Source organism: Vibrio metschnikovii CIP 69.14 (assembly GCF_000176155.1).
Classification (GTDB): Bacteria; Pseudomonadota; Gammaproteobacteria; order Enterobacterales; family Vibrionaceae; genus Vibrio; species Vibrio metschnikovii.
Genome location: NZ_ACZO01000006.1, coordinates 1,638,649 through 1,661,774, shown reverse-complemented (window position 1 = coordinate 1,661,774; position 23,126 = coordinate 1,638,649). Strand labels below are relative to the sequence as shown.

Here is a 23,126-nt window from a genome sequence, read left to right as displayed (position 1 = left end):
GGGTTAAACAAGGAGATAAGTTTCATGCCATTATTAGATAGCTTTACTGTTGATCATACTCGTATGCAAGCTCCCGCTGTACGCGTAGCGAAAACCATGCAAACACCGAAAGGTGATACGATCACTGTGTTTGACCTGCGTTTTACTCTACCTAATCAAGCTATTTTGTCTGAAAAAGGAATTCATACTCTAGAGCACCTTTATGCGGGGTTTATGCGTAATCATCTTAATAGCGAACAGGTAGAAATTATTGATATTTCCCCAATGGGCTGCCGTACGGGGTTTTATATGAGTTTGATTGGTGCACCTACGGAGCAGCAAGTTGCTACAGCGTGGTTAGCCGCGATGGAAGATGTCTTGAAAGTGCAGGATCAAAAGGATATTCCAGAACTCAATGAGTACCAGTGTGGTACCGCAGCGATGCACTCTTTATTGGAAGCACAAGCGATTGCTCAGCAAGTATTAAGTAGCGGTATTGGGGTGAATAAAAATGATCAACTTGCTTTACCTGAGTCGATGCTAAAAAACCTACAAGTGAATTAACCCCTTGAAAGGTTAAGGCAATAAAAATGGGCGGTAATCAATACCGCCCATTTTTTATCGGTCCATTATCGAGATTATTAACGTTAACAGAGGTTAAAATTTTTTGATTTTCCGCGGGTAGACTCGCACCAGTTTAATGCGGTTTTCTTCTAATTGGACAATTTCCATCGGATGATTAGCGACTTTAACACTTAAGTGGGTTTCTGGGATTTCTTCTAAATGCTCTAAAATCAGTCCGTTCAGGGTTCTTGGTCCATCGGTTGGTAATTTCCATTTTAAGCTTTTATTAATATCGCGAATATTAGCACTGCCTTCGATTAAGAAGCTGCCATCACCTTGTGGCGTGATCTCCTCTGCTAAGCTTGGCGCCATTGAAGTGGTAAATTCACCGACAATCTCTTCCAGAATATCTTCCAAGGTAATCAGACCAATAATATCGCCATATTCATCGACGATCAGGCCTACTCTTTGCTTATTACGTTGGAATTTTAGTAGCTGGACATTAAGCGGTGTCCCTTCGGGAATAAAATACACTTCGTCAGCGGCCCGAAAGAGCGTTTCTTTATTGAATTCATTTTTTTCTAACATTAATCGTGCCGCTTCGCGTAAGCGCAGCATACCGACGGCTTCATCAATATTGTCTCGATACAGCACTACTCGACCGTGAGGGGAGTGGGTCAGTTGGCGAATGATCGACTTCCAATCATCATTGATATTGATACCCGTAATTTCATTACGTGGAATCATGATGTCATTCACCGTCACATGTTCTAAATCAAGAATGGATAACAGCATATCTTGGTGACGACGAGGAATAAGCCGTCCAGCATCGTTAACAATGGTGCGTAGTTCTTCAGAGCTGAGAGGGTCATCGCGTGTGTGTTTGGCATTAAGACCCAATAAGCGGATAAAACCGTTGGTAATGAAATTGATAAAAACCACTAATGGAGAAAGCACTTTCATTAGAAAGGTCAGCACAACACTGCTGGTATAAGATACCCGCTCAGGATAAATCGCAGCTAGCGTTTTCGGGGTCACCTCCGCGAAGACGAGAATCACAAGAGTTAATACGCCGGTTGCTATGGCGACACCAATGTCACCGTACAATCGCATACCAATGATCGTGGCAATCGCAGAGGCGAGGATATTGACTAAGTTATTGCCAATCAGGATCAGGCCGATTAAACGGTCTGGACGACTGAGTAACCGTTCAACGCGTTTAGCGCCCTTATGACCAGTACTCGCTAGATGCTTAAGACGATAGCGGTTAAGCGCCATCATGCCCGTTTCTGAGCCGGAGAAGTAGGCAGATATAACGATAAGACACGCGAGTAGCGCAAATAAGATACCCGTTGATATGTCGTCCAAAACGCTTTGTTTCCTTATAGATGATCAATAATAAAAAGAAGATAGTATCCGCTTCCTACTGGAAGTTATATCGGTGCTAGCCGTGTTGGCTTGACCCCATTCACATTGTTATCTCTGTTTGTGAGGGCAGCTTACTCACAGGCTGTCTACCTGTTACTCCAAGTGGTTTGAGGATGAATTTTTATCTCGCAATACAATACTCTGAGTTTATATGGGGATTAAGTCCACCGTTTTCATCCATAGTTAGATCTAAATAGGCGTTATTTACCATAATGATAGGTTGAGGAAGTCATGAATAAACAGACCTTAGCGCAGAATAATCTCTCTGACAAATCGACTGCCAAAGTAAGCCAAGGTAAGTAATGTCGCTCCAGCAACGGCAAACCAAGTAACTTTACGTCCTCGCCATCCTTTTTGATAATGACCCCATAATAAAATCGAGTAAATGATCCAAGCGATGAACGATAAAATGCCTTTATGTGCTTTACCTTGAGCAAACATATCTTGCACAAAAAGAGCACCGGTTAATAATGTCCCGGTCAGCAGAACATTGCCGATTAAAATAATTTTAAATAATTGGCGCTCGACCATCATCAAGGGCGGTAAATTAGGGGCTTTGTTGCTTAAATCGATGGAACTAAATCAAGAAGCTACGATCTGATCGGCTACATCCATTAATCGTCGTAGCCTAATGCCTAAACCTCGTTACAAAACAACCAACTGGAAGCAGTACAATAAAGCCTTAATTAATCGTGGTTCACTGACCTTTTGGGTTGATGAGGAAGCGATAGCTGAGTGGAAGCAAAGCAAACAAGGCAAGCGTGGTAGACCACGCCAATTCAGTGATTTAGCCATTACGACTGCATTAATGGTGAAACGAGTATTCTCTATGCCATTGAGAGCGCTGCAAGGATTTATAGACTCAGTATTTAAACTGGCTAATATCCCGCTATTTTGTCCGCATTACACCTGCATAAGTCGTCGAGCTAAGGAAGTTGATGTTTCATTTAAAACTAAAACCAGAGGAGCGATACAACATCTAGCCATTGATTCCACTGGTCTCAAGGTTTATGGCGAAGGTGAATGGAAGGTTAAGAAGCATGGTACTGACGGGAAGCGTAGAGTTTGGCGTAAACTGCATATTGCAGTAGATGCCAGCACTCACGAAATAGTCGCAGCAGAACTGAGTTTCTCTAACGTAACCGATGCTGAAGTGCTTCCCAACTTACTTAAGCAGACACGTCGTAAAATCATTGAAGTATCAGGTGATGGAGCTTATGACACAAGAAGCTGCCATGAAGCTATACGAATCAAGCGAGCAGTTCCGCTCATCCCGCCACGAGAAGGGGCAGCTTTCTGGGAGCAAGGACATCCTCGCAATTTGGCGGTAGGTTGTCAGAAGCTCTACGGCTCAAACAAAAAGTGGAAAAAGCGGTATGGTTATCATAAGCGCTCTCTATCAGAGACAGCCATGCATCGAGTGAAACAGTTGTTAGGTGGGAAATTAAGCCTAAGAAATTACAACGCTCAGGTTGGCGAGACTTACGCAATGATCAAAGCGCTGAACAAGCTTACGGGGCTAGGTATGCCTGAAACTCAGTATGTTGTTTAAAAATGAAGCATTATGGGCTGGTATGCCTTTTCTCTGAATTAAGCAACAAAGCCTAAATTAGGGTTGATGGATAAGCCTTTCTTTTTTTTCAATTTGTAATCAAGCCAAGCGAGCTGTAAAGCGTATAATGCACCAATGGATAAGGTTGAATAAGAAAAAAGGGCTAAGGCGATATGGACCATTAGCTCTGGCTCACGCTCTAAATGAGTGATAAAGGTGCTCGGCAGAAAAGTTGCCAAGAATAAATTGATCGCTGAGAAGCTGTATACCACCGGCAGTAAAAACCATAAGCGTACCTTGAACATCGCTAAGCTCATCACCAAAGCAATGATAAAGCTGATCAGTGATGCGACATTAAGAATACTGAGGTTTTGTCCACTGCTGTGAAAAATTAAGCCACTGAGTAACCAGGCATGAAAAAAAAGCCCCAATGTGGCGCTAATAAAAACAGTCTTTGCCTTAATACCCGTTTGGTTAAGCAGTCCAGGGATAATCGTGGCAATCGATAAAAAATAAAGCGTAGCGGCAACAATAGCGATTAGGTTATCCATGCTGGTCACAAATTTGGTGGCTGAGTTGGCGAATTATACCTTGCCAAACCTTAATGAGCTACGTTGGATCGCAATCGTTTTTGAGAGTTGAGATATCGACAGATAACCCAATCTAATAAAGAAACTCGACAGCTAGCTTGCAATGGGTATGCCTAAGCGGTTGGCTAAGGTATACTCAGGCGCATTGGTCGCCTAATCGCGAAGAGAAAAACATGTTTGAAAATTTAACCGATCGTTTATCTAAAACCCTAAAGAATATTAGTGGTAAAGGTCGTCTTACCGAAGACAATATAAAAGATACCCTGCGCGAAGTTCGTATGGCGCTACTCGAGGCTGATGTTGCTTTGCCGGTGGTGCGTGACTTCGTTAGTCGAGTAAAAGAGAGTGCAGTGGGGGTTGAGGTTTCCAAGTCTTTAACGCCTGGGCAAGAGTTTATTAAAATTGTTCGTCATGAGCTTGAGACCGTTATGGGAGCCGCGAATGAAGCGTTGAATCTCGCGGCGCAGCCTCCAGCGATCATTTTAATGGCGGGTTTACAAGGCGCAGGTAAAACGACCAGTGTCGGTAAACTCTCTAAGTTACTTAAAGAGCGTGATAAGAAAAAAGTACTGGTGGTTTCTGCAGACGTTTACCGTCCTGCGGCAATCAAACAGTTAGAAACGTTAGCCAATGACTTAGGCGTCGATTTCTTCCCTTCATCAGCGGATCAAAAGCCGATTGATATTGCTAACGCTGCAGTCGATCACGCTAAGAAGAAATTTTACGATGTCTTGATTGTCGATACGGCGGGGCGATTAGCGGTTGATGAAGTGATGATGGCAGAAATCAAAGCCCTTCATTCCGCCATTAATCCGGTAGAAACGTTGTTCGTCGTTGACGCAATGACAGGACAAGATGCCGCGAATACCGCCAAAGCGTTTGGTGATACTCTACCACTCACCGGGGTGATTTTAACCAAGGTTGATGGTGATGCACGTGGCGGTGCGGCTTTGTCGGTACGTCATGTGACCGGAAAACCGATTAAGTTTTTAGGGGTCGGAGAAAAAACCGATGCTCTTGAAGCTTTCCATCCGGATCGCGTTGCCTCGCGTATTCTAGGTATGGGCGATGTCTTATCATTAATTGAAGATTTGCAGCGTAATGTTGATCAAGACAAAGCTGAGAAGTTGGCCAAAAAATTCAAAGAGAAAAAAGGCTTTGATTTAGAAGATTTTCGCGAACAATTAGGTCAAATGAAAAATATGGGTGGCATGATGGGAATGCTGGATAAGCTTCCCGGAATGTCACAGCTTCCTGCGGGGGTAAAAGATAAAGTCGATGACCGCATGTTCAAGCAAATGGAAGCCATCATCAATTCGATGACCATGAAAGAGAGACAAAATCCCGATCTAATCAAAGGCTCTCGTAAAAAGCGCATTGCGGCAGGCTCAGGAACACAAGTACAAGATATTAACCGGTTACTAAAACAGTTTACCCAAATGCAAAAAATGATGAAAAAAATGCAAAAAGGTGGCATGAAAGGCATGATGCGTAATATGCAAGGCATGATGGGCGGCGGTGGTTTTAACCCGTTTGGTCGCTAAAAAAAGCGAGGCTTGAGTTTTCTTTAAGCCGGTTTGTTTTTTTGCCTCTTTTTAAAGCTGTTACCTAAATCACAAAGTTAAAATGCAATTTATGCTGGTGAAAAAGTAGCTAAACCCCTTGCAAAGCCTCGGAATAAGAGTAAAATTCCGAGGCTTTATTTTGGCACGAGACCCCAAACTGTTTTAAGTAAATAGTTTCTGGGGTTAATTTTATTTTTGAGAAAGCAAAGAGGACGACATGGTAACCATTCGTTTGGCACGTCACGGCGCTAAAAAGCGTCCATTTTATCAAATCGTTGTAGCTGATAGCCGCAACTCAGCAACTGGCCGTTTCATTGAGAAAGTTGGCTTCTTCAACCCAACAGCAGCGGGCAAAGAAGAAGGCCTACGTGTTGATCTAGATCGCGTGAACCATTGGGTATCACAAGGCGCATCTCTATCTGATCGCGTAGCTAAACTAGTTAAAGACGCTCAAAAAGCGGCTTAATGACCAGTAGCAACTAGTTTATGTCGATGAAAGGCAAACAGACAATGAGCGAGCAAGGCGAGAAAATTGTTGTAGGCAAGTTTGGTGCTTCTTATGGCATTCGTGGCTGGCTTAAAGTTTTGTCCTACACAGACAATGCTGAAAGCATTTTCGATTATAGCCCTTGGTTGGTAAACCAAAATGGTGAATGGGTTGAGTACAAAGTAGAAAGTTGGAAGCGCCATAACAAAGGTTTGGTGGCTAAACTTGAAGGTCTTGATGTGCGTGAAGATGCTCATCTATTGACTAACTTTGAAATTTCAATTGACCCAGCTTCATTACCTGAGCTGTCAGAAGATGAATTCTACTGGCGTGAATTGTTTGGAATGCGAGTGGTGACAACGCAAGGTTATGACCTTGGTGAAGTTGTCGATATGTTAGAAACTGGCTCCAACGATGTTCTCGTAGTGAAAGCGAATCTTAAAGATGCTTTTGGGCAAAAGGAACGATTAATTCCGTTTCTTGAAGAGCAAGTGATCAAACAGATTGATCGCACCGCTCAACGGATCGAAGTTGACTGGGATCCTGCGTTTTAACTCTAAATCGATAAGGCGAAGAACACATGTGGGTTGGCATTATTAGCCTATTTCCTGAAATGTTCCGTAGCGTAACGGATTTTGGAGTCACAGGCCAAGCGGTAAAAAAAGGGTTATTATCCGTACAGAACTGGAATCCACGCGATTTCGCTCACGACAAACGTCATACGGTCGATGATAAGCCTTACGGTGGTGGTCCTGGTATGTTAATGATGGTGCAACCTTTGCGTGACGCCATACATGCAGCCAAAGCAGCCGCACCGGGCAAGACGAAAGTGATTTATCTCTCCCCTCAAGGTCGTAAACTCGATCAGCAAGGGGTAGAAGAGCTGGCGAAGAATGACAATTTATTGCTCATTTGTGGCCGCTACGAAGGGATAGATGAGCGCGTTATACAATCAGAGGTTGATGAAGAATGGTCAATCGGTGATTTTGTAATGACTGGGGGTGAAATTCCAGCCATGACGTTGATTGATACCGTCTCCCGTTTTATTCCGGGTGTATTAGGTGATTTCGCGTCAGCAGAAGAAGATTCTTTTGCTAATGGCTTACTAGATTGCCCACACTACACGCGCCCTGAAGTATTGGATGGAAAAACCGTACCTGCGGTATTGATGTCTGGTAATCATCAGGAAATTCGTCGCTGGCGATTGAAACAGTCGTTAGGCCGCACTTGGCTAAGAAGACCAGAGCTCCTGGAAAACCTAGCTCTGACTGACGAACAGGAACAATTACTGGCTGAGTACATTAAAGAGACTCAACAGTAACCTATTAAATTTAGTATCAGTTTATTCTAGGAATTTAAAAACATGAGTAATATCATCAAGGCTCTAGAACAAGAGCAAATGAAACAAGACCTACCTAAATTCGCACCAGGTGACACTGTTGTGGTTCAAGTTAAGGTAAAAGAAGGTGATCGTGAGCGTCTACAGGCTTATGAAGGCATTGTAATCGCTATCCGTAACCGTGGTCTACACTCAGCTTTCACTGTACGTAAGATTTCTAACGGTGAAGGTGTTGAGCGTACGTTCCAAACTCACTCTCCAATCATCGCTAGCATTGAAGTGAAGCGCCGTGGTGCAGTACGTCGTGCCAAATTGTACTACCTACGCGATCTATCTGGTAAAGCAGCTCGTATTAAAGAGAAGCTTACTAAGAAATAATGCTAGAACTCGCGTTCTCATTGAAAAAACGGAGCCTAACGGCTCCGTTTTTTTATCTGTTTTTGCTGTGGGAGAATCAATTAAACAGTGAGCTTATTCTCGGCTATCTTCGGCAATCGTCACTGGCACAATCACTTCTTGCCCTTTACGTAGCAGGGTAAACTCAATCACACTGCCAGGGCGCAGATCGGTAACCATATCCATGACGCTCTGCCGACCGTTAACTTTTTGCCCGTCGATTTTTAAAATAATGTCACGAACCATAAATCCCGCTTGGGCGGCAGGTCCATTGGGATCAACCCCGAGAACCACGATACCGCCGATATGATCACTACCGAGTAGACGCGAAGTCACGGCATTAATATCTTGTCCATCAACGCCGATATAGCCCCGAATCACTCGCCCATCGGCGATGATTTTTTCCATGATTTTATTAGCCAGAACAAACGGAATGGCAAAAGAAATTCCATAGGTCTCTAATTCAGTCGCCTGTTGAAAAGAGGCGGTATTAATGCCGACTAACTCACCTTGCGTGTTGACTAAAGCCCCCCCTGAATTACCTTCATTAATTGCCGCATCGGTTTGAATAAAGGCTTGTCTGCCATCAGCACTGATCGATGATCGACCGGTTGCAGAGATAATGCCGAAGGTCGTGGTTTGGCCTAAGTTATAGGGATTGCCAATGGCGAGTACCACATCTCCCACTTTGGCATGATAGTTAGGGTTTTGAGGAATGACGGGTAAGTTATTGCCTTCAATTTGTAAAATAGCGATATCGGTGCGTCGATCTTGGCCCACCAATTGTGCCGCCGCAACTCGACCATCTTGCAAGGCGACAATAATTTGATCGGCCTGAGCGATCACATGGTAATTGGTAATGATATAACCTTTTTCACTGACAATAACGCCGGAGCCGAGCCCTTGTGTCGATAATTTGCTGCGATCGTTTTCTGAATATTTTCGACTGTAGATATTCACTACGGCTGGAGCCGCTCGGCGTACCGCATCATTAAATGAAATTTGTAACGAGGCAATATGAGCGGGTTGAGCGCTCGGTTTAACGACCAGATGAGCTCGTAATGAAGGCGTGACTACAATCACCGCGAGTGCGATAACCAACCCAAGCCCAATAGAGCGAATCAGATAAATCAGCATGTTTTCCCCAAATATATTCATGCCACTGAACTTAACATGGATACGATGTCGCTAACTAAAAAACCTGACAATGCGGCATTAATGATGCACTATCTTGATTAACTTCATCAGACCAAATGAGATAGTCCCAAGAGGCTGACAGTATTTGCCGATGATTGGTACCTTCCTGTAATGCGGGTTGAGGTGTAATGAGAGGCGTGTTTTAAGGATACCATCACTAGCCGAAATAACAAAAGGCAGCGTAGTGATCGCTGCCTTTGAAAGATAGATGCTCGTTGTTGAGTGATTAACGTATAACAAGATAGAGTGTTCTATCACCGCGCTGTATATTCAGCGCCAGTATCGCTGGTGATTGCTCTAATACCGCTCTGAACTCGGCGATATTTCTGACTCGTTTACGGTTAACCCCAATGATGATGTCATCTTGTTGTAGTTGATAAGCTTCAGCGGTCGAGCCTTTTTCTACCTGAGTGATTTTAACCCCTTGAATACTATCACTTGCGGTTGTGTTGGACAGTTCTGCACCGGTTAATCCTTGATGCAGATTATCCGCTTTGGTTTTATTAACCACTTGCTCTTCTAAGGTCACGGTGAAGGTTTTGTCTTTACCATCACGAACCACACCTAGCTTCACTTTTTTACCCGGTCCCAGTGTGGCGACATTGGCTCGCAATTCGGAGAAAGTATCGATTTTCCGGCCATTGATTGAGACGATGATATCACCAGCTTTAATTCCGGCTTTATCCGCTGCGCTGTCTGCGACGACTTGACTCACAAACGCTCCTTTGCTTGAGGTATAGCCTAAAGCTTCCGCCAGTTCAGAAGAAATCTCTCCCCCTTGTACACCAAGCATGCCGCGTTTGACTTCTCCAAACTCAATGATTTGATCGGTGAGGTTTTTCATCATATTGGATGGGATCGCAAAGCCAATCCCTACATTACCCCCATTAGGACCTAAAATAGCGGTATTAATACCGATCAATTCGCCATTGAGATTCACTAATGCACCACCAGAATTACCACTGTTGATCGCTGCATCGGTTTGAATAAAGTTTTCAAAATTTTCTAAATTTAAGCCGCTACGGCCCAGCGCCGAGATAATGCCAGAAGTCACCGTTTGTCCAAGACCGAAGGGATTACCAATCGCGACCGCAAAGTCACCGACGCGTAATTGATCGGAATCGGCGATTGGCATCTCAGTAAGATTTGTGGTGGTGTTGATTTTCAGTAAAGCCACATCAGACATCTGATCACCGCCAACCAATTCTGCATTAAATTCTCTGCCGTCATACAACTTGACGCGAATTTTTTCTGCATCATTAATTACGTGATAGTTGGTAACAATATAACCTTTACTGGCATTAATAATGACCCCAGAACCGAGCCCTCGAAAAGGGCGTTCTTGAAACTGTTCCGTTGGGAAATTAGGACCAAAAAAGAAACGAAATTGATCAGGGATACGCTGGCGAGCAACTTGAGTCCCCTCTACCGCGATACTGACTACGGCGGGTGTCACCGTTTCTAGCATCGGAGCCAGGCTAGGCAGTGTTTGGCCTTGTATTGCAATGGGTAATGCCGCATTAACCTGCAATGGTGTGATGAGGGAACTTAAGCTTAAAGAGAGAGCCGTTAAAACAAGCAAAGGTTTTTTCATCGTAACAATCCTCGTAAATAAATGCTTCATGAAAGTAATATTTGTCTTGAACAAAAAAACTTCAATAGGCTGAGTGAAAGTTATGACTTAAAAACCTTTACAAAGTTCATCATTGTGTTGCGAATTGAGTCTTCAGTACCCATTGCATGCTCCCTGATCAATCTATTGGAGGGAGCAAAAGGTTTAATTCACTTTACTGTGAATAACATCTGAAGAACGTAGGATGGTTTTCGGTTCATTTTTTAATAACCCGGTCGCCCCTTGTGCATAATCTTTAGGCGGCTGCTCAACGAGTTCTTGTTTTGGCTCGTTGTCTTTATGTTGAGCCATTTTTTTCATAAACGGATTATCTTGTTCTGGAAGATTAGGCTGTAGCTCCGTGGCTGTTTTCGCCATATGTTGATAGAGCTTGGTATAATCTTTGCCGAGTGTATCAAGCATTTCTGCGGTTTGAGCAAAATGATCAGCCAGCTCTTGGCGCTGTTGGTCCATGGCAAATTTTGCGTTATCCAGCTCTTTTTGCAGAGACTTTTGGTTTTTGTAGTTGTCAGCGGTCAAGCGTGCAATAACGACTCCGACAACCATCCCCACTATTAGGCCTACAACGGCATAAATCCAAGGCATAACGACTCCTTATTGTTGTTATTTAACATGTTTTTTACGGGTTGGTTACACATGCTGTAGTGACATGTTACTATGAGAGTGATATTCGATAAAGCAAAATGCATGTGCGCCTGATGGCAGTTTTTATTCCTTAGAGATACAGTAAGTAATCATGACACCGAAACAGCGATACGAACAAGATTTAAAACGCTCAGGATTTCAACACGATGCCGCGCAAGCTCTCGCCGTCGAGGCGTTGGATGCGCTCCATCATCAGTTATGTGAATTTATTAATCAACCGGTGGTTCGACCTTCGCGTTGGAAAAAATGGCTGGGTATTACATCACCGACGATGACCGTGCCTCAGGGACTGTATTTTTGGGGAGGCGTCGGGCGAGGGAAAACCTATCTTATGGATACCTTTTTTGATGCTTTACCGACCGAGAAGAAAATGCGCGTCCATTTCCATCGTTTTATGTATCGTGTGCATGATGAATTAAAGCAATTGGGCGAAATCAGCGATCCTCTTGAATCGGTCGCTGAAAAATTTAGCCAAGAAGCCGTCGTGATCTGCTTTGATGAATTTTTTGTCTCAGACATTACCGATGCGATGATCTTAGCCACTTTATTGCAAGGACTATTCGCTCGCGGTGTGGTTTTGGTTGCAACCTCGAATATTCCGCCAGCAGAGCTCTATCGTAATGGTTTGCAGCGGGCTCGTTTCTTACCCGCTATTGCACTGATTGAGCAGCATTGCCACATTTTGAATGTTGATAGTGGTGTAGATTATCGCTTGCGAACGCTACAGCAAGCCGAAATTTATCATTCGCCATTAGATGAACAAGCGCAGCATAATTTAGACAAGTATTACGCTCAGTTGGTGAGTAGTGATAAAGAGTTCCAGACGCAAATTGCCATCAATCATCGCCAATTAACAGTGGTCAAAGCCAGTGATGGCGTATTGTATGCGACGTTTGCTCAATTGTGCCAAACGGCTCGTAGTCAAAATGACTATATTGAACTGTCTCGTGTTTATCATACCGTCTTACTGGCTGAGGTAATTCAGATGGGGCCACTCACTGAGGATGCTGCTCGTCGATTTATCGCTTTAGTGGATGAGTTTTATGAGCGTCATGTCAAACTGATTATTTCGGCGCAGGTGAAGTTAGAAGAGCTCTATGCTGGAGAGCGGTTAAGTTTTGAGTTTAAACGCTGTCAGTCAAGATTGATTGAAATGCAAACCCATGAGTATTTGGCGAAAGCACATTTACCTTAAAAAGAGCCCAAAACGCTGCGCGATTATGTTGATTGAAATTGATGGTGACTATTCTCGATGCGGATGAACCTTCATTAATTCACTTTATGTAATGCTATTTGTTGTTTATTGACTGATTTTCGAAGCGAGATAGTGATTGGCAGAGTTTTTTGTGATTTTAAGCAAAAAAAGGTGATTTTTTCCGCTCTCTTCTCTATAATCCTGCAACCCACCGTTACTGCGGCCTTTTAGGCCAGAGTGCCATCCACTCGAAGGGGTGATGTCTGGGCTCTTAGACAGTGGGAGCAAATGCTCCTTTAAGTGTAAATTTTAATTAACGGGTTATTGTTAGCATGAAAACTTTCGTTGCTAAACCAGAAACTGTAAAACGCGACTGGTACGTTGTAGACGCTGAAGGTAAAACTCTTGGCCGTCTTGCAAGTGAAATTGCATCTCGCCTACGTGGCAAACATAAAGCTGAATATACTCCACACGTTGACACTGGTGATTACATCATCGTTGTAAACGCGGAGAAAGTTACTGTAACTGGTAACAAGGCTAAAGGTAAAATCTACCACCGTCACACTGAGTTCCCTGGCGGCCTGAAATCAATCAGCTTTGAAAAGCTGATCGATCGTAAGCCAGAAATGGTTCTTGAACTAGCGGTTAAAGGTATGCTTCCACGTGGTCCTCTAGGCCGTGCTATGTACCGTAAGCTGAAAGTTTACGCTGGCGCTGAGCACAACCATGCTGCTCAACAACCAAAAGTACTAGACATCTAATTGGGGATTTCGGAAATGGCAGAGAATCAATACTACGGCACTGGCCGTCGCAAAAGCTCAGCTGCACGTGTTTTTATTAAACCAGGCAGCGGCAACATCGTAATCAACAAGCGCAGTCTTGATGAATACTTCGGTCGTCCAACTTCGCGCATGGTGGTTAAACAGCCACTTGAGCTTGTTGAAATGACAGAGAAATTTGACCTATACATCACTGTTAAAGGTGGTGGTATTTCTGGTCAAGCTGGTGCTATCCGTCACGGTATCACTCGCGCTCTTATGGAGTACGATGAATCACTACGTCCTGCACTACGTGCTGCTGGCTACGTTACTCGCGACGCTCGTTGCGTTGAACGTAAGAAAGTTGGTCTACGTAAAGCACGTCGTAAACCTCAATTCTCTAAGCGTTAATCTTTTTCAAAGATTATCCTTCAGCTTCGGCTGGATTGTGGTTCGAAAAGCTCAGCATTTGCTGGGCTTTTTTGTATTGGTAATAACGGATTACATGGCGAGTGTTATTACGCTTAAGAAAGAACATTAGCGTGATGAGCACGAAATATGCTATTATGCCATGCTAATTTTTGATTATTCGAATCATCAATGGAGGCTAAGCCTCCATTGTTTTTATACTTGTAAGTGTGTGCTGGAGGGCTCCATGGCTGTAGCTGCCAATAAACGTTCTGTGATGACTCTATTTTCGAGTGCGTCTGATATGTATAGCCATCAGGTACGTATTGTGCTGGCTGAAAAAGGTGTCAGTGTTGAAGTTGAACTGGTTGATGAAGATAATCTGCCTGCTGAACTTATCGAACTGAATCCCTATAAGTCGGTCCCAACGCTGATTGATCGTGAGCTTGCGCTGTACGATTCAAAAATCATTATGGAATACCTAGATGAGCGTTTTCCTCATCCACCTTTGATGCCAGTTTATCCGGTCGCTCGTGGTAATAGTCGTTTAATGATCTATCGTATCGAAAGAAACTGGTATTCATTAGCGGATAAAGTGATTCGTGGTAATGCTAGCGAAGCGGAAGCGGCTCGTAATAAACTGCGTAACGACTTATTAACGCTTGCGCCGGTATTTGCCGAATACGAATACTTCATGAGCGAAGAGTTCAGCTTAATTGACTGCTATCTCGCGCCATTACTATGGCGTTTACCAGTCTTAGGTATTGAATTAATTGGTCCTGGTTCTAAAGAATTAAAAGTCTACATGAATCGTGTATTTGAGCGTGATTCATTCTTAGCCTCTTTGACAGAAGCTGAGCGTGAGATGCGCCTGTCGCGTTAATCGGTGTGTTATGGATATTGAAAAAATGACACCTCGTCGACCTTTCATGCTACGTGCGTTTTATGATTGGTTGTTAGACAATGAATTAACACCACACCTTGTGGTTGATGCGACTCTGCAAGGGGTACGAGTACCGATGGAGTTCGTCCAAGATGGACAGATCATCCTCAATATCGCTCCTCGCGCGGTGGGTAATTTAGAGTTAGGTGATGATGAGGTCACGTTCAGTGCTCGCTTTGGTGGACGCCCTCACTTAGTGATTGTTCCTCTTTATGCGGTGCAAGCCATTTATGCCCGTGAGAACGGGGCAGGCACCATGTTTGAACCAGAGCCGGCTTATCAGCAAACGCTGACTCAGGTGACTGAGAGTGCTATTGCTGCTCAAGACAGTGGTGCTGATGAGCAACCTACCGATACTGAACCATCAAAACCTCAAGGTAGACCAAGCCTTCGAGTAGTCAAATAACCTTCGATGATAAAATACGATAATAAAAAAAGCAGCGATGACGCTGCTTTTTTTATTTGGCGCGATTTATTATTTGATTAAGCTTAATCGGCGTATTCAAACGCTTTGATGACTTGCTTAACTCCTGATACATGACGTGCAACATCAGTCGCTATTTCTGCATGTTCTTGAGTAACGTAACCGAGCAAAAATACTTCTCTATTTTCAGTGATCACTGAGACTTTCACGCCGCGCAGCTCTGATTTAGCCAACAAGGCTGATTTGACCTTGGTGGTGATCCAACTGTCATTACTGACTTGACCGACGGTTAACGGCGCTTGTATTTTGACTTGATTGTGTAAGTGGTTCACCCCTTTAAGTTGCTCGATTTGGCCAATAAATTGCTCGAGTAACTCATTGGTTTGCGATTGACCAATCAAGACGACCGTGCCTCGAAATGAGCTGGCCGTGATACGCATTTGACTACGGAAAGGCGGTTTATTACTTAACCCTGTGATTTCTAATTCAAGGTTTTTATCTTGCCATTGTTCAGTCGTTGAACGAGGATCTGTCGCAATGTTAACCGTTGCTGCCGCTCCTGCGACTAAAAAACCAGCACAGCCAGACAGCGGTAAGATAAACAGTAGGGCAAGTAGAGCGAATAAGTTGAACCGGGCGTTTTTCATGGGTTACTCTTCGTGAGCTGGAAACAACACTTGGTCAATTAAGTCACATAAACAGTGTAAAGTGACCATGTGCACTTCGTGAATACGGGCGGTGCGATGGGAAGGAATACGAATCTCGACATCATTCTCCCCAAGTAACCCTGCCATTTCTCCACCATCTTTACCCGTTAAGGCAATAATGGTCATATCGCGTGTCACCGCGGCCTCCATCGCTTTGATGATGTTTTTACTATTACCACTGGTAGATATGGCTAGCAGTACATCACCCGCTTGACCAAATGCTCGGACTTGTTTAGAGAAAATCTCTTGGTAATGGTAGTCATTGGCGACAGCGGTCAAAGTCGTATTGTCGGCGGTGAGTGCCATCGCGGGTAAGCTGGGACGCTCAGTTTCAAAACGATTCAGTAAACAAGAGACAAACTGCTGAGCATTGGCGGCCGATCCTCCATTACCACAGCAGAGGATTTTCTGACCATTCAGTAGCGTGACGACCATCGCTTGCGCGGCATGCATAATCGCATCTGGTAAGGCCTCGGCGGCGGCGATTTGAATTTGAATACTTTCAGTAAAGCTATCTTTAATGCTATCGAGCATTGATTGATTATCCTTGGGTTATTGCGTTTTTTATCCACTCAATGTGCTGACCGTTGTCATGAATGGCCACGACATCGAAACGAAAATCGGTATTATCGACACTGAGTCCGTGCTTGAGCATCCACCAATTCGCAGCTTTGATCAAGCGAGTTTTTTTATGCGAAGTGACCATCTCTGCGGCATGGCCGTAAGATTGATTTTTACGATATTTTACTTCAACAAAGACTAAGCAAGAGCCATCGCGCATCACCAGATCAATTTCGCCAACGCGAGTGGTAAAGTTTTTTTCCAGTAAACGTAGTGCGTGGCGGCTGAGGTAATCTGCCGCCACTTGTTCATAATGCAGTCCCGTATTTCGGCGACTAAAGAGCCCCATGCTCCGCCCAACTAATTTCACGCTGTACTATACAGTTTTGATCAATACCAAGCACACCAGTTTGGCCAGAAATGGTATATCCTTTGACGGCTTTCATCTGTGGGAGTTCCAACATCAGTTGATAGGCATCCATCCCGAGCGCTTGCAAACGACGATCGGCATTGGACGTTCGTGGCCAAAGTTCAGCCGCTTGAGTGGCAACTGGGTTAGCTGACTCGATCAACAGTGGAATATCGCTATAAGTGATCCCGGTGAGATCTTCAAATTGACGACCTCCGCTGTTGCTGTTTGAATTAGAAAACAGCTTAGGAGGACGGGTATCTGGATTAATGGCGACCTCAATAAAAGGTTTGATCAACGTGAGGTCAGCAATACCCGCTGCAATGTATACCGCATCAATATCGCGTCGGCTACGAGGCTGGCTCTCTAAGCTGATACCCAATAATGAGTTCATTTGGGCAATATTCTGTTGGCTTGCTTGAAGACCGAAAACGTTGTTGATATTGCGTTGTAACTGTCGTTTGTCACCAAATAAGTTCACCGCGACCTTATTGGTACTGTATTGACGCCATTCTTGATTGAAGGCTTCAACCACACGATCTCCGTAGCTACCCTGTGGTGCTAAAATTAATGGGTATCGGTAGCCTTGACTGAACAAATACTTGGCGGCTTGAGCAACTTCTTGCTCAGGAGAGAGTGTGAGATAGCAAGTTGTACTGGACGGCTCAATCTTGTCCGGAATATTCAGCGCTAAGGTTGGGATCGCTTGGCCGCGTTTTTTCTGAAAAGCTTGTAACTTTTCGATATCGCTTTTAATCAGTGGGCCAACGACAAAATCGACCTGTTTTTCTGCCAAAATCGCATCAACATTTTCTAAGCTTTCAGTATTGGTGTCCAAAATGGTCAGGGTGGCGTTAGGATCGCGCTGAGGATCGTTCATCATTGCCATGATAAAGCCGTCACGAATCAGCTCTGCTTGCTTAGCAAAACGACCACTGAGTGGCAGTAGTAAGGCGGTGTGAGTAGGTTGAACGAGATCTAACGCTAAAATATCACTGATCGTTTGAGGGGTGTAACGAGCCGCAGGATGTGAGGCGTTTTCTTTTAGCCATTTTTCTAAAGTATTTTTTAATTGCGGTAAATCGCTACCGAGCGTTTTGACATAGATAGCCAGTTGTAACCAACCATCGAGAATCTCTTCATCCGCTCCAGTACTTAGCGTTGTAATGGTTGAGCTAGAGTACCCATCAAAATTCTGCCAAATTTGTTGTGCAATCATCGATTGCTGGTCAGGCGTCGAATGTTCATACAACCCAACGAGTTCTCGATTCGCGTCAAAGGCACGTTCCAGCGCGAGCAAACTGTCAGCCCTCAGCTGATAGTACTTCTGCCATTGTCGCGGGTCTAACCGCCAATCCGTAGGGAAACTGAGCCGCGATAAGACCGTTTGGTATTGCTGTTGATTAAAAGATAACTGAGCGCGAGCAAGTTGCCACTCTGCCTGTTGAGTCTCACTCAAGGTTTGTTTTGAGATACGGCGAATCAATAATTCTGCCTGTGCGGAATCATTGTCGGCAACGGCAGCTTTGAGTGCCATAATGAGCCAATCATTTTGTAAGCTGCCTTGGCTGCTATCTGCACGCATTAAATAGGTTTGTGCCGATAGCTGTGGTTTATCGGTGATCTGTACAGACGTTGGTACTGACGGTGTGGTTGAACAAGCCGCTAGCATGATTGCCAATGCAACGGGAGTGAGTAAGCGTGTTACACTGCATCTCTGATGGTTTTTCATAGCCATGGGTTCTTTCATTATTCCGTGTAAAATTGTCTCTATATTAATCGTTGAAGTGATGGTAAACAAATGACAGATAACAAAACCGTGTCCGCAGAGGGAGCAACCCTCTATATTGTCCCGACGCCAATTGGCAATCTAGGTGATATCACCCAACGTGCCCTTGATGTGCTTGCTCAGGTCGATGTTATCGCCGCTGAAGATACACGCCACACAGGTAAACTGCTTGCTCACTTCAATATCCAAACTAAAACGTTCGCTTTGCATGATCACAATGAACAGCACAAAGCTCAAGCATTAGTTGATAAATTATTATCGGGTCAGTCGATAGCGCTCGTTTCAGATGCGGGCACACCGCTGATCAGTGATCCAGGTTACCATTTAGTCAATCAATGTCGTCAAGCGGGTGTTAAAGTTGTCCCTCTTCCTGGTGCTTGTGCGGTTATTACGGCACTGAGTGCTTCTGGTTTACCTTCAGATCGGTTTAGTTTTGAAGGTTTTTTACCGGCGAAAAGCAAAGGGCGTAAAGATAAATTTTTAGAAATAGCCAAAGTTGAGCGAACGTGTATTTTTTATGAATCACCGCATCGAATCAACGAATCGTTGCAGGACATGCTGGAAATTTTAGGTCCGGATCGCCAGGTGGTTTTGGCTCGTGAACTGACCAAAACCTTTGAAACCATCCAAGGGTTACCACTTGGTGAGTTAATTGAATGGATTAATCAAGATGAAAACCGCAAACGCGGAGAGATGGTTCTATTGATTCATGGTGTGAGGGAAACATCGAATCAAGCGTTACCGGAAGAGGCATTAAGAAGCTTAGCTATTTTAAGTAAAGAGTTACCCTTAAAGAAAGCGGCGGCCTTGGCGGCTGAAATCTATAACGTCAAGAAAAATGCCTTGTACAAATGGGGCCTTGAAAACTTAAGTTAATGCTGGCTTTTTGAGCGGTTGCGTCGAATTATAGACGGGTTAGAGATTGTTGCTAGACAGCCTCTACGCTTATCTATAGAATCCGTGACCGGAGTTGACTGGGTAGCCGCTGCCTTATTGACGTCCCTTAACCTTGTGTTAGGGAGACTGATAAGGGGGAGGAAAGTCCGGGCTCCATAGAGCAGGGTGCCAGGTAATGCCTGGGGGGCGCAAGCCTACGACAAGTGCAACAGAGAGAAGACCGCCGATGGCCCTTTGGGGATCAGGTAAGGGTGAAAGGGTGCGGTAAGAGCGCACCGTGCGTCTGGCAACAGTTCGTAGCAAGGTAAACTCCACCCGGAGCAAGACCAAATAGGCTTCCACATAACGTTGCTCGCGTTAGGAGGCGGGTAGGTTGCTTGAGCCAGTGAGCGATTGCTGGCCTAGAGGAATGGCTACCGCCGCGCAAGCGGAACAGAACCCGGCTTATATGTCGACTCCACCTTTTCAGGCCCATCATAGCTTCGCGGTTATGATGGGTTTTTTGCTTTTTATTGACTTAGCTGATAGCAAAACCATTAAACTTAGCGCAATGTCACGTCCTGTCTATGCTTATGGGTAGCGGTCGAGTGTGAAAACGGTACACTAACTAAGCATCAATCGCGCTTTGTTCAGCGAAACGAGAATATTATGACTGAATCTTTCCAACACGTATCTGTACTGCTTCATGAATCCATCGATGGGTTAGCGATCAAACCGGATGGTATTTATATCGATGGGACTTTTGGCCGAGGTGGTCATAGCCGCACTATATTAGCTCAATTAGGTCCAGAAGGGCGCTTATACAGTATTGATCGTGATCCTCAGGCCATCGCTGAGGCGAGTAAAATTGATGATCCACGGTTTACGATTATTCATGGCCCTTTTTCTGGTATTGCAGAATACGCACAGCGTTATAACCTGCAGGGTCAGGTTGATGGCGTGTTATTTGATTTAGGGGTGTCATCTCCACAACTCGATGATGCTGAACGCGGATTCAGTTTTATGAAAGATGGTCCGTTGGATATGCGAATGGACCCCAATTCAGGAGTTTCGGTCGCGCAGTGGCTATTAACCGCAGAATTGGATGATATTACTTGGGTGATTCGTGAATTTGGCGAAGATAAGCATGCAAGACGGATTGCTAAAGCGATCGTTGCTCATCGTGACAATCCAGACAACGAGCCTCTGACTCGAACCAGTCAGTTAGCGAAGTTAATTTCGGAAGCGGCACCAAAAAGTTTTAAAGAAAAAAAACACCCCGCGACCCGGACTTTTCAAGCTTTCCGTATTTACATTAACAGTGAATTAGAAGAAATTGATATTGCTTTGCAAGGAGCCGCTTCGATTTTAGCACCGCAAGGACGTTTATCGGTGATCAGTTTCCATTCATTAGAAGATCGTATGGTTAAGCGCTTTATCCGCAAAGAGAGTAAAGGGCCCGATGTGCCACATGGTTTACCACTCACGCAAGATCAAATTAAAGCCTTAGGTAGCGCGAAGTTAAAAGCGATCGGTAAAGCGATTAAGCCAAGCGATCACGAAGTGGCGCTTAATCCGCGTTCTCGTAGCTCAGTGCTACGGATTGCAGAAAAGTTGTAATCATTCACTATGTCTGTCTCTAAGCCAAACCTTGCCAAATTGATTGTGATTGACCTGTTTACGGTTGGTCGATGGCCTCTGTGTTTGTTATTGATGATTTTTACAACCGCGATGGGCGTGGTATTTACCACTCATCATACTCGTCAAGCGATTGCCGAAAAAAATGAGGCCATGCAGCAACGTGACTATCTGGATAATGAGTGGCGTAATTTGATTTTAGAAGAGACCGCGCTGTCTGAGCATAGTCGAGTGCAAGATGTCGCCAGTCGTGAATTAGAGATGAAGCGTCCAGATGCCGATAAAGAAGTAGTGATTAAGCTTAAATGAGTAAACAGCCGACCAAAAAAGCGCTAGCCGCTAGCTCACCGACCAAGTCAACGCCGCCAGTTTTGATCCACTGGCGTTTATATTTATTACTCTCGTTTGTGGTGCTGATTTTTGGTTTATTGATCGCTCGGCTCGCGTTTATTCAAGTGATTGAACCGGACAATTTGATCCGGCAAGGTGATTTACGCTCGATTCGTGCGCTGACCTTACATTCAGCACGTGGGATTATTTCTGATCGAAATGGTGAGGCGCTTGCGGTGAGCGTACCAGTCGAAGCGGTCTGGGCGGATCCGTTAGTGATTTTTAGAGAGGGTGGCTTTAACGAACTTGAACGTTGGCACGCACTCGCCGATGTCTTGGGGCTAGATAGGCAAGCCATGCTGCAAAAAATTCAAGATAACAGCACGCGACGTTTTGTTTACTTGCAGCGCCAAGTCAGTCCTGCGATGGCCAAGTACATTCGTGAGCTTAAACTGGTAGGGGTTGGTCTTAAATCAGAATCACGTCGTTACTATCCGGCAGGAGAAGTCAGTGCGCATCTGATCGGCGTGACCGGAATTGATGGTCATGGCTTGGAAGGGGTTGAACGTAGCTATGATAAATGGCTGACCGGTGAGGCAGGCAAGAGCATCATTCGCCGAGATCGGTATGGTCGAGTGGTTGAAAATATTGCCCTTGAACAGCGGGAAGAAGGCAAACCCCTGCAATTGACCATTGATCAGCGTTTGCAAGCTATTGCGTTTCGTGCGGTAAAACAAGCAATGGCCGATTATCGTGCCACTTCTGCTTCTGCGGTGATGCTTGATGTAAAAACCGGAGCGGTGCTAGCGATGGTGAATGCGCCTTCTTATAACCCTAATAATCGTAGTGATTGGCAAAGCTTTCAAATGCGTAATCGAGTGATCACGGATGCGTTTGAGCCAGGGTCAACCGTCAAACCGTTTGTCGTCCTTGCGGCGTTAGCGAATGGAACGGCCGATGAAAATACGATTATCGATACGGGTAATGGGATTATGCAAGTCGGTGGGAGCCGAGTGCGAGATGTTTCTCGGGTCGGAAAAGCCAGTTTGCAGGTGATTTTACAAAAGTCGAGTAATATTGGTGTGGCTAAACTGGCGCTGGATATGCCTTTGGAAGATACCTTAGATATGTATCGTGCTGTTGGGCTTGGTGAAGTTTCTGGGCTCAATCTTGTCGGAGAAAGCAGTGGTATTTTCCCCAATCGCCGCCGCTGGTCTCCTTTTGAAATTGCCACATTAGCTTATGGTTATGGCTTATCGGTGACGCCGATTCAATTGGCGCATGCCTATGCCACATTAGGCAATCTTGGTGTCTATCAGCCGATTTATCTGATTGATAGTAATCGTCAAGACTTATCTCAGCGAGTCGTAGAAGAAAAATACGCCAGACAAGTATTAGAGATGCTGGAAACCGTCACTCAACCGGGAGGAACCGCGGTTCGTTCTGCCGTTCCGGGATATCGGATTGCCGCTAAATCGGGGACATCACGTAAAGCCGTCGCTGGAGGATACAGTGACGAGTATTTCGCTTACACCGCTGGGGTCGCTCCGGTCAGTAACCCTCGTATTGCTCTAGTGGTCATGGTTAATGAGCCGCAAGGGGATACTTACTATGGTGGCGCTGTTGCTGGTCCAGTGTTTGCTGAAATAATCAAAGGGGCGTTACAAATCTTAAATGTCGCACCTGATGAGAATCGTTTTCAACGCTAATGTT

General features: G+C 44.8%; 24 protein-coding genes, 1 other RNA gene and 2 pseudogenes. 17 read left to right on the top strand and 10 right to left on the bottom strand.

Annotated elements, in window-relative coordinates; all coding sequences use genetic code 11:
• The first annotated feature begins 24 nt into the window (after window positions 1-24).
• Window positions 25-543 (top strand): S-ribosylhomocysteine lyase, encoded by a 519-nt coding sequence (gene luxS, locus VIB_RS10845; protein WP_004395981.1) that lies wholly within the window; start codon window positions 25-27, stop codon window positions 541-543.
• A 93-nt stretch (window positions 544-636) separates the two neighbouring features.
• Here luxS and VIB_RS10840 read toward each other — a convergent pair whose 3' ends face one another.
• Window positions 637-1,911, bottom strand: a complete 1,275-nt coding sequence (locus tag VIB_RS10840; protein WP_004395980.1) for an HlyC/CorC family transporter — start codon at window positions 1,909-1,911, stop codon at window positions 637-639.
• Between the two features lie 306 nt (window positions 1,912-2,217).
• Window positions 2,218-2,523, bottom strand: a pseudogene (locus tag VIB_RS10835) (cytochrome C assembly family protein); the annotation flags it as partial.
• A 79-nt stretch (window positions 2,524-2,602) separates the two neighbouring features.
• Here VIB_RS10835 and VIB_RS10830 point away from each other — a divergent pair.
• On the top strand, window positions 2,603-3,523 hold the full coding sequence (locus tag VIB_RS10830) for an IS5 family transposase (RefSeq protein WP_004393905.1): 921 nt from the start codon (window positions 2,603-2,605) through the stop codon (window positions 3,521-3,523).
• Between the two features lie 53 nt (window positions 3,524-3,576).
• Here VIB_RS10830 and VIB_RS10825 read toward each other — a convergent pair.
• Window positions 3,577-4,074: pseudogene (locus tag VIB_RS10825) on the bottom strand (cytochrome C assembly family protein); the annotation flags it as partial.
• 212 nt (window positions 4,075-4,286) lie between these two features.
• Here VIB_RS10825 and ffh point away from each other — a divergent pair.
• The 5 genes from ffh to rplS all read left to right on the top strand — a co-directional run bounded on the left by ffh (window position 4,287) and on the right by rplS (window position 7,882).
• Window positions 4,287-5,657 (top strand): signal recognition particle protein, encoded by a 1,371-nt coding sequence (gene ffh, locus VIB_RS10820; RefSeq protein ID WP_004395978.1) that lies wholly within the window; start codon window positions 4,287-4,289, stop codon window positions 5,655-5,657.
• A 238-nt stretch (window positions 5,658-5,895) separates the two neighbouring features.
• Entirely contained in the window at window positions 5,896-6,144 is a 249-nt protein-coding gene (gene rpsP, locus VIB_RS10815) for a 30S ribosomal protein S16 (protein WP_004395977.1), read from the top strand.
• Between the two features lie 20 nt (window positions 6,145-6,164).
• Window positions 6,165-6,719, top strand: a complete 555-nt coding sequence (gene rimM / locus VIB_RS10810) for a ribosome maturation factor RimM (RefSeq protein WP_040904685.1) — start codon at window positions 6,165-6,167, stop codon at window positions 6,717-6,719.
• Between the two features lie 26 nt (window positions 6,720-6,745).
• Window positions 6,746-7,486, top strand: coding sequence for a tRNA (guanosine(37)-N1)-methyltransferase TrmD (gene trmD, locus VIB_RS10805; protein ID WP_004395975.1), 741 nt, complete (start codon window positions 6,746-6,748; stop codon window positions 7,484-7,486).
• A gap of 42 nt (window positions 7,487-7,528) precedes the next feature.
• Window positions 7,529-7,882, top strand: a complete 354-nt coding sequence (gene rplS / locus VIB_RS10800) for a 50S ribosomal protein L19 (protein WP_004395974.1) — start codon at window positions 7,529-7,531, stop codon at window positions 7,880-7,882.
• 93 nt (window positions 7,883-7,975) lie between these two features.
• Here rplS and degS read toward each other — a convergent pair whose 3' ends face one another.
• The 3 genes from degS to zapG form a co-directional block, all read right to left on the bottom strand.
• Window positions 7,976-9,037 (bottom strand): outer membrane-stress sensor serine endopeptidase DegS, encoded by a 1,062-nt coding sequence (degS, locus tag VIB_RS10795; protein ID WP_004395973.1) that lies wholly within the window; start codon window positions 9,035-9,037, stop codon window positions 7,976-7,978.
• A 286-nt stretch (window positions 9,038-9,323) separates the two neighbouring features.
• On the bottom strand, window positions 9,324-10,691 hold the full coding sequence (locus VIB_RS10790; RefSeq protein WP_004395972.1) for a DegQ family serine endoprotease: 1,368 nt from the start codon (window positions 10,689-10,691) through the stop codon (window positions 9,324-9,326).
• 183 nt (window positions 10,692-10,874) lie between these two features.
• Window positions 10,875-11,315 (bottom strand): Z-ring associated protein ZapG, encoded by a 441-nt coding sequence (gene zapG, locus VIB_RS10785; RefSeq protein WP_004395971.1) that lies wholly within the window; start codon window positions 11,313-11,315, stop codon window positions 10,875-10,877.
• A gap of 151 nt (window positions 11,316-11,466) precedes the next feature.
• On the opposite strand from zapG, the gene zapE reads away from it, so the two are divergent.
• The 5 genes from zapE (at window position 11,467) to sspB (ending at window position 15,085) form a co-directional block, all read left to right on the top strand.
• Complete coding sequence (zapE, locus tag VIB_RS10780) at window positions 11,467-12,570, top strand: cell division protein ZapE (RefSeq protein WP_004395970.1); 1,104 nt, start codon at window positions 11,467-11,469, stop codon at window positions 12,568-12,570.
• Between the two features lie 332 nt (window positions 12,571-12,902).
• Entirely contained in the window at window positions 12,903-13,331 is a 429-nt protein-coding gene (gene rplM, locus VIB_RS10775; RefSeq protein WP_004395969.1) for a 50S ribosomal protein L13, read from the top strand.
• Between the two features lie 15 nt (window positions 13,332-13,346).
• Window positions 13,347-13,739: a 30S ribosomal protein S9 gene (rpsI, locus tag VIB_RS10770; RefSeq protein WP_004395968.1), complete on the top strand. Its 393-nt coding sequence runs from the start codon at window positions 13,347-13,349 to the stop codon at window positions 13,737-13,739.
• Window positions 13,740-13,983: 244 nt separating this feature from the next.
• Window positions 13,984-14,619 (top strand): stringent starvation protein SspA, encoded by a 636-nt coding sequence (gene sspA, locus VIB_RS10765; protein WP_004395965.1) that lies wholly within the window; start codon window positions 13,984-13,986, stop codon window positions 14,617-14,619.
• 10 nt (window positions 14,620-14,629) lie between these two features.
• Window positions 14,630-15,085 carry a ClpXP protease specificity-enhancing factor gene (gene sspB, locus VIB_RS10760; RefSeq protein WP_004395964.1) on the top strand — a complete coding sequence of 152 codons (456 nt, stop codon included), beginning with the start codon at window positions 14,630-14,632 and terminating at the stop codon, window positions 15,083-15,085.
• Window positions 15,086-15,168: 83 nt separating this feature from the next.
• Here sspB and VIB_RS10755 read toward each other — a convergent pair whose 3' ends face one another.
• From VIB_RS10755 to VIB_RS10740, 4 genes are read right to left on the bottom strand one after another with little or no spacing between them, the layout of a single operon-like run.
• The gene (locus tag VIB_RS10755) at window positions 15,169-15,750 is read right to left on the bottom strand and encodes a BON domain-containing protein (RefSeq protein WP_004395963.1); all 582 of its coding nucleotides are present in this window, start codon (window positions 15,748-15,750) and stop codon (window positions 15,169-15,171) included.
• Window positions 15,751-15,753: 3 nt separating this feature from the next.
• Window positions 15,754-16,344 carry a phosphoheptose isomerase gene (locus VIB_RS10750; RefSeq protein ID WP_004395962.1) on the bottom strand — a complete coding sequence of 197 codons (591 nt, stop codon included), beginning with the start codon at window positions 16,342-16,344 and terminating at the stop codon, window positions 15,754-15,756.
• A 7-nt stretch (window positions 16,345-16,351) separates the two neighbouring features.
• Window positions 16,352-16,720: a YraN family protein gene (locus VIB_RS10745; protein WP_040904683.1), complete on the bottom strand. Its 369-nt coding sequence runs from the start codon at window positions 16,718-16,720 to the stop codon at window positions 16,352-16,354.
• Window positions 16,707-18,512, bottom strand: a complete 1,806-nt coding sequence (locus VIB_RS10740; RefSeq protein ID WP_040904915.1) for a penicillin-binding protein activator — start codon at window positions 18,510-18,512, stop codon at window positions 16,707-16,709. Before VIB_RS10740 ends, VIB_RS10745 begins: the two co-directional genes overlap by 14 nt.
• Before the next feature lie 69 nt (window positions 18,513-18,581).
• Between VIB_RS10740 and rsmI the strand changes: the two genes are divergently transcribed.
• From rsmI to VIB_RS10715, 5 genes are all read left to right on the top strand, one after another.
• On the top strand, window positions 18,582-19,445 hold the full coding sequence (gene rsmI / locus VIB_RS10735; protein ID WP_004395959.1) for a 16S rRNA (cytidine(1402)-2'-O)-methyltransferase: 864 nt from the start codon (window positions 18,582-18,584) through the stop codon (window positions 19,443-19,445).
• Window positions 19,446-19,535: 90 nt separating this feature from the next.
• An RNA gene (gene rnpB / locus VIB_RS17065) (RNase P RNA component class A) lies at window positions 19,536-19,929 on the top strand.
• A gap of 185 nt (window positions 19,930-20,114) precedes the next feature.
• Window positions 20,115-21,065, top strand: coding sequence for a 16S rRNA (cytosine(1402)-N(4))-methyltransferase RsmH (rsmH, locus tag VIB_RS10725; RefSeq protein WP_004395957.1), 951 nt, complete (start codon window positions 20,115-20,117; stop codon window positions 21,063-21,065).
• A gap of 9 nt (window positions 21,066-21,074) precedes the next feature.
• A complete protein-coding gene (ftsL, locus tag VIB_RS10720; protein WP_004395956.1) occupies window positions 21,075-21,392 on the top strand; it encodes a cell division protein FtsL in 318 nt (105 codons plus the stop codon).
• Complete coding sequence (locus VIB_RS10715; RefSeq protein ID WP_004395955.1) at window positions 21,389-23,122, top strand: peptidoglycan glycosyltransferase FtsI; 1,734 nt, start codon at window positions 21,389-21,391, stop codon at window positions 23,120-23,122. The genes ftsL and VIB_RS10715 overlap by 4 nt, the downstream gene beginning before the upstream one ends.
• Window positions 23,123-23,126: the final 4 nt, after the last annotated feature.